This is a genomic window from Streptomyces lydicus (assembly GCF_004125265.1).
Lineage (GTDB): Bacteria > Actinomycetota > Actinomycetes > Streptomycetales > Streptomycetaceae > Streptomyces > Streptomyces lydicus_C.
This window is the reverse complement of record NZ_RDTE01000003.1, coordinates 8,351,771-8,364,974: the sequence shown is the minus strand read 5'-3', so window position 1 is coordinate 8,364,974 and position 13,204 is coordinate 8,351,771. Positions and strand designations below refer to the sequence as shown.

The 13,204-nt window shown below is 74.9% G+C and carries 8 protein-coding genes; 6 read left to right on the top strand and 2 right to left on the bottom strand.

What is annotated here, in order from left to right; all coding sequences use genetic code 11:
- Positions 1-80: 80 nt before the first annotated feature.
- The 5 genes from D9V36_RS39440 (at position 81) to D9V36_RS39420 (ending at position 10,819) form a co-directional block, all read left to right on the top strand.
- A complete protein-coding gene (locus D9V36_RS39440; protein WP_129297983.1) occupies positions 81-3,302 on the top strand; it encodes a non-ribosomal peptide synthetase in 3,222 nt (1,073 codons plus the stop codon).
- A complete protein-coding gene (locus tag D9V36_RS39435; RefSeq protein WP_129297982.1) occupies positions 3,299-5,236 on the top strand; it encodes a non-ribosomal peptide synthetase in 1,938 nt (645 codons plus the stop codon). Before D9V36_RS39440 ends, D9V36_RS39435 begins: the two co-directional genes overlap by 4 nt.
- A 1-nt stretch (position 5,237) precedes the next feature.
- Positions 5,238-7,154: a non-ribosomal peptide synthetase gene (locus D9V36_RS39430; RefSeq protein ID WP_129297981.1), complete on the top strand. Its 1,917-nt coding sequence runs from the start codon at positions 5,238-5,240 to the stop codon at positions 7,152-7,154.
- Positions 7,144-10,002: a condensation domain-containing protein gene (locus D9V36_RS39425; protein ID WP_129297980.1), complete on the top strand. Its 2,859-nt coding sequence runs from the start codon at positions 7,144-7,146 to the stop codon at positions 10,000-10,002. The genes D9V36_RS39430 and D9V36_RS39425 overlap by 11 nt, the downstream gene beginning before the upstream one ends.
- Positions 10,003-10,312: 310 nt before the next feature.
- Entirely contained in the window at positions 10,313-10,819 is a 507-nt protein-coding gene (locus tag D9V36_RS39420) for a mycothiol transferase (protein ID WP_129297979.1), read from the top strand.
- 93 nt (positions 10,820-10,912) lie between these two features.
- Here the strand turns inward: D9V36_RS39420 and D9V36_RS39415 are convergent, their stop codons facing one another.
- Positions 10,913-11,416: a metallophosphoesterase family protein gene (locus tag D9V36_RS39415; RefSeq protein WP_129297978.1), complete on the bottom strand. Its 504-nt coding sequence runs from the start codon at positions 11,414-11,416 to the stop codon at positions 10,913-10,915.
- Positions 11,417-11,495: 79 nt separating this feature from the next.
- Positions 11,496-12,305: an SDR family oxidoreductase gene (locus tag D9V36_RS39410; RefSeq protein WP_164993120.1), complete on the bottom strand. Its 810-nt coding sequence runs from the start codon at positions 12,303-12,305 to the stop codon at positions 11,496-11,498.
- Between the two features lie 279 nt (positions 12,306-12,584).
- Between D9V36_RS39410 and D9V36_RS39405 the strand changes: the two genes are divergently transcribed.
- Positions 12,585-13,088 (top strand): hypothetical protein, encoded by a 504-nt coding sequence (locus D9V36_RS39405; protein WP_129297976.1) that lies wholly within the window; start codon positions 12,585-12,587, stop codon positions 13,086-13,088.
- Positions 13,089-13,204: the final 116 nt, after the last annotated feature.

The following is a 13,204-nucleotide window of genomic DNA, read 5'->3' as shown; positions in this document are numbered from 1 at the left end:
CGCGGCCGGTCTGCGCCCCAGGCCGGGCCCGACCACGCCCCGGCCGGAGAAACCCGCCCCGACAACCTCAGGGACCGCCCATGCTTCCGCTCTCCTCCTCGCAGGAGATCGTCTGGCTGCACGAACAGGTGCAACCGGGCAGCCGCGCCTACAACTTCACCGCCGCACTCGACCTGTGGGGCACCCTCGACACCGAGGCGCTGCGCCGCGGCCTCGCCGCCACGCTCGACCGGCACCCCGGGCTGCGGCTGGAACTCGTCGCCGTCGGCGGGGCGATGCCGGGGCAGCGGGTCGCCGAGGCCTGTGCGCCGCGGCTGCACACGGTGGACCTGAGCGGGGAGGCTGATCCGGAGGCCGCGTTCCAGGAGCTGCTGCGCACCGAGGCGGAAACCCCGCTCGACACCTTCGAGGCGCCGCTGCTGCGCTGGACGCTGGTCCGGCTCGCAAAGGACCGTCACCGGCTCGTCCATGTCGAGCACCATCTGATCCACGACGGCCACTCGTTCGCGATCCTGCTGCGCGACGTGTTCAGCGTCTACCGGGGCCACGTCCTGGGCGAGCCGGTGGAGCTGCCGTCCGCGCCCTCGTACGCCGACCACGTCCGGGCGGGTGCCCGGGACGAGGAGAGCGGGGAGCGGCGCGACAGCCTGGAGTTCTGGGCCGGTGAACTGCGCGACATGTCCTACGACATGCCGCTGCCCGGTCTGACCCGGCCCGGCTCCCGGCGCCGGCACCACGGCGGCCAGCTGCGGCAGTCGATCGGCGCCGATCTGGCGGAGGCGCTGCGCGCCCATGCCCGGGAGCGCGGGCTGACGCCGTTCGCCACCCTCCTGGGACTCTTCGCCGAACTGCTGCGCCGGCACAGCGGCCGCTCGCAGATGGTGGTCGGGACCGCGGTCGGCAACCGCCCGCGCGGTTTCGAGGGCGCGGTGGGCATGTTCGTCAACACCATCCCGCTCGCGCTCCGGCTGGACCCGGCCGCCCCGGCCGAGGAGTCCATGGACGAGGTGACCGACACCCTCATCCGTGCGCTGCCGCACCAGGAGGTGCCGATCCAGGAGCTGACCCGCACGCTCGGTCTGCACACCTCGGGCGCCGACAACCCGCTGTTCAGCGTCATGTTCAGCGCCCACGACGCCGAGCTGCCCGAGATCGACGTCCCCGGCCTGGAGATCACCCTGTTCGAGGGCTTCAACACCGGCACCACCCGTTTCGACCTGGACGTGGTGCTGCTGCCGGACGACCGGCGCGGGGTCAGCCTCCGGCACGGCGCGGCCGGGATGACCCTGGTCTGGGACTACGACGCCGATATGTTCGGCGAGGACGTGGCGAAGCTGCTCGCGGAGCGGTTCCTGGACCTGCTGCGGGCGTATCTCGACGCTCCGGGCGCCGCCCTGGCGGACCTGGCCCCGCCGGCCCCGCCGCAGGCCCTCCCGGCCGCCGCGCCGCCGGCCCCGGCACACGATCCGCTCGACCCGGCCACCGCGCACGACCCGTCCCTGCCCGCGCTGCTCGTCGGCGCCCGCCGGCTCACCTACGGCGACCTCGAGGAGCGGGTCAACTCGCTGGCGCAGCGGCTGCGGGCGGCGGGGGTGCGTGCCGGGCAGCCGGTGGCCGCCGTGCTGCCCCGCGGCGCCGATTCGGTCGTCACGCTGCTGGCCTGTCTGCGGACCCGTGCGGTGTACTGCCCGCTCTCGCCGTTGGACCCGGCGGCCCGCCTGGAGCTGCTGCTGGGCCGGCTGGCTCCGGCGCTGGTGCTGACCTCCGCGGAAGCCCCTGTCACCCTTCCCGACGGGCTGCCGACGGCCACCGTCGACGCCCCGGTCCTGCCCGAGGCGCGGGCGGCCGAGGCCGTCCCCGGTGCCGCCTACATCATCCACACCTCCGGCTCGACGGGCATCCCCAAGCCCGTCGCCGTCGGCCGTGCGGCACTGGAGAACCATCTGACCGGCACCGCCGACCGGTTCGGCCTGGGCCCGGGTGACCGGGTGCTGCTGTTCGCCCAGCCGACGTTCGACGTGGCCCTCGAAGAGGTGCTGCCGTCGCTGTACGCCGGGGCCTGCCTGGTCGCCCCCGAACGCGAGGTGCTGACCGGCACCGAGCTGGCCGCGCTGCTGGTCTCCGCCCGGGTCACCGTGGCCAACCTGCCGACCAGTTACTTCCTCGCCACCCGCGCGGAGATGCGCCCCGTGCTGCGCGACGGGCACTGGGCACCGCGGCTGCTGGTGCTCGGTGGGGAACGCCTCCCGGCGGACGTGATGCGTGCCTATCTGGCCGACACCGACAGCACCGTGCTCAACGTCTACGGCGTCACGGAGGCCGCCGTCAGCTCCACCGTCCACGAGCTCACCCTGGACGGCCTCACCGACGGTGCGGAGATCCCGCTCGGCACCGAGCTGCCCGGCGAACGGATCCATGTCCTGGACGCCCATCACCGGCCGCTGCCGGACGGCGCGGTCGGCGAACTGGCCATCGCCGGGGCCGGATTGGCCGAGGGCTACGTCGGCAACCCGGAGACCACCGCCGCCCGGTTCATCGGCGTCGAGGCCCTGGGCGGCGAGCGCGTCTACCTCACCGGTGACCTCGGCTACCGCGGCCGCGACGGGCTGCTGTACTTCCTGGGACGCCGCGACCACCAGGTCAAACTGCGCGGCTACCGCATCGAACTGGAGGAGGTCGAGGCCGCCGCCTCGGCCGCACTCGGCGGCCGGTCCTGCGCCGTCGTCCTGGACCGTGCGGCCCCGGGCGGGCCCCGGCTGGTCGGTTTCCTGGAGGTCACGGACGACGGCGCGGCGTGGGACGAGCAGGCGTTGCACGCCGAGCTGAGCCGCCGGCTGCCGAGCGCCCTGGTACCGGGGCTCTGGGCGCGGCTCGACGCGATGCCGCGGCTGGCCGGCGGCAAGCCGGACCGCACCGCGCTGACCCGCCGGGCCGCCGAATTGGCGCCGGCCGCGCCCGTCGAGGAGAGCGCCGGCGCAGCGGAGCAGCAGCCGTCGGAGCAGGCGCTGCCGTCCGACCCGATGACGGAACTGCTCGCCGAGGGCTGGCGGGAGGCCTTGGGCCACGGCCGCTTCGACGCCTCCTCGGACTTCTTCCGGGCCGGCGGCCACTCGCTGCTCGCCGCGCAGCTGGCGGCCTGGCTCGAACCGCGGCTGGGGCAGCGCCCGCCGCTGCGGCTGCTGTTCCAGAATCCGGTGCTGGCCGACCAGGCCACCGCGCTCGCGGCCGTCGGCACCCCCGCCGTGCCCGCCCTCTCCGTGCCCGCTCCCGCCGCATCGACCACCGTGACGGAGTCCCGATGACCCAGCCGATGACCGCCCGGACGCCGGTCCCGACGACCGCTTCCGGCACCCGACTGCCCGCATCGCAGGGCTCGCTCAGCATCGCCCGCGGCGCGGCCCCGGCCACGGAGGGGACGAGCGGGGTGCTCGCCCGCTTCGAGGAGTGGACCCGCCGCTCCCCCGAGGCCCCCGCAGTGATCGACGGCGCCCACCGCTGGACGTACCGGGACATCGACGCCGCCGCCGACGAGGCCGTCCGGGCGCTGCGGGACCGGGTACGCCCCGGAGACCTGGTCGGCGTCTGTCTCGACCGTTCGGCCGCCCTCGTGGTGACGGCCGTCGCGCTCGCCAGGATCGGCGCCGTCTATCTGCCGATGGGACCGCGCCCCGGTGAGCGCCGTACCGAGGCCGTCACCGAGGACCTGAACGTCGTCTGTCTGATCGGCGATCCCGAGGTCCTGCCGCCCCGGCACCGCAGCGCCGAGCACCTGCCGCTGGCCCTGCCGGCCGAGGGCGCCAACGCCACCGCCACGGTGGTGGCGGCGTTCGCCGCGCCCGGCAGCACGGCCCGCTCCGCGCCCTCCGGGGCGTTCTACGCCGTGCTGACCTCCGGTTCCACCGGCCGCCCCAAGGCGGTGGCCGTCGGCGAGCCCGCGCTCGCCGCGGTGCTGGACTGGTACCGCGCCACCAGCGGTGTGGGCCCCGGCGACCGGCAGTCCCTGCTGATCGGCGTCGCGTTCGACCCGCATCTGCTGGAGCTGTGGGCCGGGCTGACGTCCGGGGCGCCGCTGGTGCCCGCGCCGGACGAGGTCCGCTGGGACCCGATGGTGCTGGCCGACTGGTGGCAGGAGGCCGCGGTGACGGTGTGCGTCGCGGCCACCCCGATGGTGGAGCCGCTGCTGGAGCGGCCCTGGTCACCGGACCTGACGCTGCGCCACCTGTTCGTGGGCGGTGACCGGATGCGCCGCCGGCCCGGCAAGGACGTGACCACCACCGTCCACAACGCCTACGGCCCGGCCGAGGCCACCGTGGTCTCCACCGTCCACACCATGCGGGGCTCGGACGACGCGGCGGGCACCGATGCCGCGCCGCCGATCGGACACCCCCTGCCGGGCGTGACCGTGGTCGTCGCCGACCCGGACGGCCGGCCCGTCGCCCGGGGCACCGAGGGTGAACTCCTCATCGGCGGCGGCGCCCTGGCGCTCGGCTACCTGGACCCCGAGCTGACCGCGCGCCGCTTCCGCGCCGTGCCAAAGGGCCTGGACCTGCCGGGTGTGGAGCGCCTGTACCGCACCGGGGACCGGGTGCGGATGTCGGACGACGGTGCGCTGGAGTTCCTCGGCCGGCTCGACGGCCAGGTCAAGATCAGCGGGGTACGGATCGAACCGGCCGAGGTGGAGGCCGCGTTCGAGAAGGACCCGTCGGTCCTCGGCGCCGTCGTCACCGCGCCGCGTACCGCCGACGGCCACACCCGCCTGGTGGCGTATGTACGGCCGGCGGCCGGCACCGCGCTCACCGCGGACGCGCTGCTGCCGGCCGTACGCGCCTGGCTTCCCGAGCAGGCGGTGCCGTCGGACGTACGGATCGTGGACGCCTTCCCCCTGGACGCCAACGGCAAGGTGGACCGGGCCGAACTGACCCGGCAGGCAGCTGCCGGGGCACCCGGCCCCGGCGATGCCCCCGCGGACGGCGGCGGGCTCGCCGGGACCACCCCCGGCGAGCGGCTGGTGCTGAGCGCCGTCCGCGATCTGCTCGCCCGGTCCGAGGTCTCGCTGACCGAGAGCTTCACCGGCGCCGGCGGCACCTCGCTGCTCGCCGCCCGGCTGCTGACCGTCATCGAGAAGGAGAGCGGTGTCCGGCTGCGCGCCCCCGAGCTGCTGCGCCAGCCGGACCTGCGCGCCGTCGCGCTGCTCGTCGACACCCGCCTCGCCGCCCGGCAACCGGCTGGAGCCTGAGATGACCACCCGCACCCCGCACTCCCCCGACACCCGGAAGGAAGGGCCCGTGCCCACCGAAGGCACCTTGCAGGACGCGCGCATCCCGGCCGGTGACCACCCCGCGCCCGCCCCGGAGGCCGGGCTGCCCGCATCCGCGGCCGGACTGACGGCCCTGGTGGCCCGGCATGCCGCACGGACCCCGCAGGCCCTGGCCGTGGCGGACGGCGACACCACGCTCACCTATGCCCAGCTCGTCTCCTCGGCCCGGGCGCTCGCCGCCCATCTGCGTGCGCACGGCGTGCGCCAGGGTGACGCCGTGGCGCTGCTGATGCCGCGCTCCGCCCGCACGGTCGTCGCCCAGCTCGCGCTGTGGTGGGCGGGCGCCGTGTGCGTACCGCTCGATCCGGCGCATCCGCGCTCCCGTTCCGAGGCGCTGGCCGCCGACGCGGGCGCCACGCTGACCGTCGGCGACGGCAAGCTCCTCGAATCGGCGGCGCTCTCCGGTGCCACGCTGGCGCTGCCCGGTGAGCCGCTGGTGGACGGCGGGGAGCTGCCCGGGGCCGAACTGGCGCCGGATGCCGCCGCGTTCATCATGTTCACCTCGGGCTCGACGGGCCGGCCCAAGGGCGTGGCCGTGCCGCACCGGGCGATCGCCGAGCTGGTCTGTGACCCGGCGTACCTCACCCTCACGTCCCGCGACCGGGTGCTCTTCCACTCGCCGATGACCTTCGACGCCTCGACGTTCGAGGTGTGGGGAGCCCTGGCCAACGGGGCCTCCGTGGTGGTGTGCACCACCGAACGGCCCTCGTTCGAGGACCTGGCCCGGGAGGTGGAACGCCACGGCGTGACCGTCGCCTTCTTCACCACCGCGCTCTTCCACCAGCTGGCCGGCCGCCGCTCGCGGATCTTCGCGCAGCTGCGCACGGTGGTCGTGGGCGGTGAGGCGCTGTCCGCGCACCACGCCCGCGAGGTGCTCCAGGCCTTCCCGTGGCTGGAACTGGTCAACGGCTACGGGCCGACGGAGGCGACGACCTTCACCACGACCCACCGCGTCACCCTCGCCGACTGCGACGGCCAGGTGCCCATCGGCCGGCCGATCGCCGGGGCGACCGTGCACCTGCTGGACGACGGCGGCCGGCCGGTCCCGTACGGGGAGCTGGGCGAACTGTGGATCGGCGGCAGCCGGCTGGCGCACGGCTACACCGGGCAGCCGGAGCTGACCGCCGAGCGCTTCAGCGACCACCCCGAACTGGGCCGTCTCTACCGCTCCGGCGACCTCGTCTCCCGCCGTCCGGACGGCACCCTGGACTTCCACGGGCGGACGGACGACCAGGTGAAGATCCGTGGCTTCCGGATCGAGCCGGCGGAGATCGAACACGCACTGCGGGAACAGCCCGAGGTGGCGGACGCGGCCGTGACCGTGCACCGCCCCTCCCCCGATGACGCCCGCCTGGCCGCCTTCGTCGTGGCCGCGCCGGGACCGGTGCCGCGCTCCGCCGCTCTGCACGACCGGCTCGCCGCCGTGCTGCCCGCCCATCTGGTCCCGGACGAGGTGCGGGTGGTCGACGCGCTGCCGCTCACCGCCTCGGGGAAGGTCGACCGCCGCGCGCTGACGGACCTCGTCAGCACCGACCGGCCCGACGCGGCGGCCGGGCCGCTGGGTCCGCTGGAGCAGGCCGTCGCCGAGGTCTGGGGCCGGTCACTGGGCCGCGAGGTCACGCGTGCGGATGCCGACTTCCTCGCGCTGGGCGGTCATTCGCTGCTCGCGCTCGCGGTCACCGACGACCTGCGCGAGGAGCTCGGCGTGGAGCTGACGCTCGCCGACTTCTTCGCCGCCCCCACGGTGGCGGGGCACGCCGCGCTGGTCGAGCGCGCGCTCCTCGCCGCACACAGCGATCTGCACCCCGGCGCCCCGGAGGACACCGATGGCCACTGACACCCCCTCCGCCGCGGCGCTCCAGGAGGAGTTGCTGCGCCGGGCCCGCTCCCGTGCCGCCCGTCCCGCCGCCGCGCCCGCAACCGCCGTCCGGCAAGGACCCGCGCCGCTCTCCCACGCCCAGCGCCGTATGTGGCTGATGGACCGGCTGGGGCACGGCGGCGCCTCGTACAGCGTGCCCTTCGCCACCCGGCTGCGCGGTCCGCTCGACCTGGACGCGCTGGCCGCCGCGCTGACCTCGCTGGTGGGCCGTCACGAGATTCTGCGCACCCGCTACGGGCAGCGGGACGGCGAGCCGTACCAGGAAGTGCTGCCGGCTCCGGAGGCGGTCGCGCTGCGGGTCGTGGCGGCGGACGCGGACGGCTCCGGCGCGCTGCTGGCCGAGGAGGCGCACCGCCCCTTCGATCTCGCCGTCGGCCCCCTTCCGCGCGCCCTGGTCCTGCGGCACGGGGAGCAGGACCACACCGTATTGCTGACGTTCCATCACATCGCCGTCGACGGCGCTTCGTTGGAGACCGTGGCCGGAGAACTCGCCCGGACCTACGCGGCCGCCGTCGGTGGCACCACCGCCGAGGCGCTGCCGGAACCGGCGCAGTACGCGGACTTCGCACACCGCGAGCAGGCGGCCGCCGACCGTCTGGAAGCAGGCCTGGACCACTGGGCCGAACGGCTCGACGGCGTCCGCCCGCTGCCGCTGCCCCGCCCCGCACACCCGCCCGCCGACACCGGTGTCCGCCCGGCCGGTGTCCACAGCGCCCCGCTCGACCCACGGGTGCCGGCCGCCCTGCGCGCACTCGGCGGCCGGCACCGGGCCACCCTGTTCACCGTGGCGCTCGCCGCCTCCTTCGCCGCGCTGCACCGCTTCACCGGCCAGGACGACCTGGTGATCGGGGTCGCCGGCACCCACCGGCAGGGCCCGGAGATGCGCGGCCTGGTCGGACTGTGCGTCAACACCCTCCCGGTCCGGGTGAACACCGCGGGCGACCCGTCCTTCACCGCTCTTCTGGAGCGGGTACGAGAGGCGCTGCTGGACGCCCAGCAGCGCCGCGAGGTCCCGTTCGACCTGATCCTCGACCGCCTCGGCGCCGCCGCCCGCACCGCGGACGGGACGGCGCTGATCCGGGTGACCGCGGACGTCCTGGGCGCGCCCACGACGCTGCGGCTGCCCGGCCTGGCGGACAGCTACGTCGAGGTCGGCGCCGGGGAGGCGAAGTTCGACCTCTCCTTCGGCATGGTGGACACCGACGCCCCCGCCGGAATCGTCCAGTACAGCCGGAGCGCACTGGACGAGGAGGCGGCGGCCGCTCTCGGTACGCACTACGCCGCCCTGCTCACCGCGGTGGCCGACGACCCGGGCCTCAGGCTGTCCCGCCTGCCCGGCGGGCCGCCGGCACCGGGGGGCGAAACCGGCGGGCACCCGGCCGAGGTGCTGCTGCGTTCGCACCCCGAGGTGGCCGAGGCCGCCGTGGTCGAACCGGCCGGCGGCCCGCTGCTGGCCTATGCCGTACTGCGCGGCATCGGCGGCCCCACCCCCGCCGAGCTCCGCTCCCGTCTGCGCGCGGAGCTGGCCCCCGGCCTGGTGCCCGCCGCGGTGACCCTGCTGGACACCCTGCCGCGCACGGCCGACGGCACACCGGATCCGGCCCGGCTCCCGGGGTTCCCGACGGCCCCCGCGCCGGAAGGGGTGCATGCGGACGCCGTGACCGAGGGGTTCACCGCCCTCCTGGGCCACGCGCCCGGACCGGACGACGACTTCTTCCTCCTCGGCGGCCACTCGCTGGTCGCCGTCCAGCTCGCCGAGCGGCTGCGCCAGGCGCTGAAACTGCCGCTGACCGGCCTGGACATCATGCAGGCCCGCACCCCGCGCGCGGTCACCGCGCTGCTGGCGGCACGGGAGGCGGAGCGGGCCGCCGCGCCCTCGGCCGTGCCCTCGCGCCCGCGGCGCACCCGCGAGGGCACGGTGCTGGTCACCGGCGGCACCGGCGGGGTCGGCGCCTTCGTGCTGCGCGAACTGGCCGCCCGAGGACGTCCGGTGCTGGCCCTGGCCCGCCCCGAATCGGCCCACCTCGTGGCCGGCGACGGTGTGGACGTCATCGAGGGCGACCTCACCGACCTCGACGGCCTGCGCAAGGCCGTCGACAGCGCCGATGCGGTGATCCACGCGGCCTGCACCTTCACCCGTCCCGAGGTCGATGTGACGGCGATGGCCGCCATGGTCGGCACCTGGTCGCGCGGTCCGTTCGTCTTCGTCAGCAGTGTGGACGCCTACGGGCACCCGGCCGGCGAGTGGGTGGCGGAGGAGTCCGCCTCGCGGCAGCCGCTGAGCGGGTACGGACAGGCGAAGACCGACTGCGAAGGGCTGCTGCTGCGGGCGGCCGGTACCCAGGGCCGGGGCGGTGCGAGCGCGGTCCGCTCCCCGCTCGTCTGGGGAGACCACCAGCGACTGCGGGACCAGCTGCGCTGGGGTGCGACCGGGGTGCTCTACCAGGCGGCGCGGGAGGGCCGGCCGATCGCCCTGCCGCGGCCGGGGACGCACGGCCATGCGTGGTACGGCGCGGCCTGGGTGCATGCCGCGGCCCTGGCCCGGGCCGTGGTCTCCTGCCTGGACTCGCCCGTGCACGGCGTCGCCAATGCCGTCAGCGGCCACCTCTCCTGGCGGGACCTCGCCACCGGGCTGACCGAACTGCTCGGCAGCGACAGCGAGATCCAGGAGACGGACGAGGTCCACCCGGACCTCGACCACCGCTGGCACTACCGCGCCGACCGGCTGGCCCCGTCCCTGCGCGCCCGGCCGGGTGAGGACTGGCGCTCCGTGCTGGCCGCGATGACCGGACCTGCCGGGCCCTGAGCCCGGCAGGTCGGCACGAGACGCCCGGTGACCCGTGGGGGGCCACCGGGCGTCTCCCGTTTTCCACCGGGCGTCTCCCGTTGCCGCCGCTCGCCTCCGGCGCGCGATCGAGTTCCCCGGTCAGGGAAAATCCCGCCTCTCGGCCTGCCCCGCACCGATTCCCGGGGCGAGCTTGCGACCATGGGCGGGCTGCCGGGGCCGACGCCCTCCGGGTGCCCGACCACCACCGGAGCGCGCCACCCCGGTCCACCGGTACCGGTATCCGCGGACCTTCCGCGCGAGGACCTCCGCCGCCGCAAAGGAGCCCTGAATGAACGCCAGCACGGACCTGCTTGTCGACGCCTTCGGACGCATCCGTGAGGTCGTCGAGGACGTGGTCTCCGGGCTCGACCCCGACGAGCTCAGCACCCGCCCCGACGACGCCAATTCGATCGCCTGGCTGGTCTGGCACCTCACCAGGATCCAGGACGATCACCTCGCCGGGGTGGCCGGCACCGAGCAGGTCTGGACCGCGGACGGCTGGTACGACCGCTTCGGTCTCCCCTTCGCTGCCGACGACACCGGCTACGGCCACTCCGGCAAGGACGTGGCGGCCGTGGGGGACCTGAGCGCACAGCTCCTGACGGGCTATCACGGCGCCGTCCACGACAACACCGTGCAGTACCTCGCCGGGATCGACGACAAGGACATGAAGCGCGTCGTCGACCGCGGCTGGACACCGCCCGTCACCCTGGGAGTCCGCCTGGTCAGCGTGATCGCGGACGATCTGCAGCACGCCGGCCAGGCCGCCTACGTCCGCGGCCTGCTCGGCCTGTGAGCAGTGCGGGCCGACAGATGAGGAGCACGCGGGCCGGCCGGTGAGGAGTGCGCGGACCGTACGGCGGTCACCGCGGGCTCAGCGGGCGCGGGCTCAGCGGGCGCGGGGCAGACGGTGCAGTTCCACCCCGGCGAGCAGGCCCTGTACAAGCTCCGCCGTCATATAGGTGCAGTACGGCTGCCGGCGGCGGTCGGTCGGCGACCCCGGGTTCAGCAGGCGCAGCCGGTCGTCCGCCGTGGAGTCCCAGGGGATGTGGCTGTGGCCGAACACCAGCACATCGCACTCGGGGAACCGTGCAGCGCACCGGCGCTCCCGCCCCTGCGCGGGGCCCGTCTCGTGCACCACGGCGAACCGGACGCCCGCCAGTTCCGCGTGCGCCACCTCGGGCAGCCGGGCCCGCAGCTCCGGGCCGTCGTTGTTGCCGTAGACCCCGATCAGCCGCCGGGCACGGGCCTGCAGCAGGTCCAGCGTGGCGGTGTCGACCCAGTCGCCGGCATGCACCACGACATCGGCGCGGGACACTTCGTCCAGCAGCTGTGACGGCAGCGCCTTGGCACGCTGGGGCAGATGGGTGTCGGCGATGAGCAGGAGTCGCACGGGGCCTCTCCTCGGCTGCGCCGCGGGGTCGGGGTCACGGGTGAGGGTCGGGGTCGGGGTCGGGGTCGGGGTCGGGCGGTCAGTGTTCCTGGGCGGTCGGCCGCACGGTGATCTCGTTGACCGCCATATGCGGCGGCTGGGTGACCATGAAGGTGATGACGCGGGCGATGTCCTCGGCGTGCAGCCAGCTCTCCTGCGGCATCCCGTGCGCCGATGCGGCCTGGCTGCCGCCACGGGTCATCTCCGTCGCGGTCATGCCCGGTTCGACGAGCCCGACCCGGACCTGCCGTCCGGTCACTTCCTGGCGCAGCGCCTCGCTGAAGGAGCACACCGCGTGCTTGGTGGCCGAGTAGACGCTGTTGTCCCTGCGGGGCACCCGACCCGCGACCGAGCTGACGGTCACCAGGTCGGCGACGCCCCGGGGCCCGTCGTGTGCCGCGTGCAGCAGATGCGGGAGTGCCGCGTGTGACATCCGCAGCACCGCCGTGAAATTCAGGCCGACCATCCGGTCCCAGTCCTCCGGGTCGCTGTCCTCCACCGCGCCGCGCGCACCGAAGCCCGCGTTGTTCAGCAGGACGTCCAGCCGCCCGAAGTGGTCGACGGTCTCCTCGACCACCCGCCGTGCCTGCGTCGCGTCACCGAGATCGGCCGTCAGGGCGAGGGAGGCCCCTCCCCGCTCGCCGATGGTCTGCGTGAGGTGTTCCAGTCGCTCGCGACGGCGGGCGACCAGGGCGAGGGAAGCGCCTTCCCCGGCCAGCGCCAGGGCGGCGGCCGCACCGATACCGCTGGACGCCCCGGTCACCAGCGCCACACTGCCCGACAGCGCCGAGCCACCACCCTTCTGACGCACCGTCACCAACTCTCCGGCCCTGGACGCTGAACCGCTCATCATCTCTCCGCTCCTCCCGCCCGCTCTCTTCGGCCTGCCCTCTTCGGCCTGCTCCCTTCGGCCCGCAGCGGCCGAACCCGGTCCGCACACCCGTACCCCGCCGAGCGCCCGCCGTCCCTCCCCCTCTGCCATCTGCCCCTCGCCCTCCACCGTCATCCACCGGCCCGGCATCCACCGGCATCCACCGGCATCCGCCACCAACCCCCGCCACGGACGGTGCGTACGCCATGACAGCGGGTATTACCCACGGGAACCCCCCTTTGGCTCTGGGAGCTGCTCATGAAGCACACCCATCCCCTGCCGGGCGACATCGGACTCACCCGGATTTCCGGCGTCACCGGCCAGTTGATCCGCTTCGGACAGTGGGTCAACGGAGACGGTTTCACCGACTACGAACACGCCTTCCTGGTCCTGCCCGACAACCGGCTGCTGGAGGCCGAGCCGGGTGGCGCCCGCATCCTGTCCCTCACCGCGTACGCCGACGCGGACGTGGTCTATGTCCGCCCGGAACGGCTCACCGAGCGGCAGCGCGCCGGCATCTGCGCCGCCGCCACCCGCTACGTCGGGGTCCCCTACAGCTTCCTCGACTACCTGGCGATCGCCACACACCGCTTCCACCTGCCCGTTCCGGGGCTGCGCCGCTATGTCGCCAGCACCCGGCACATGATCTGCTCCCAACTCGTCGACCAGTGCTACCTGGACGCCGGGGTCCATCTCTTCGCCGACGGCCGCTGGCCCGGCTACGTCACGCCGATGGCCCTGTACCACCTGCCGGCCGCCTGACCCGACCACCCGCACACCCGGCCCCGGCCCCGGCCACCCGGCACGGTCCGCATACGGCCCGGGCACCGGTTCCCATGCGCCCGGCGGCGCCCACCGAACAACGGGCCCGCCGGGCC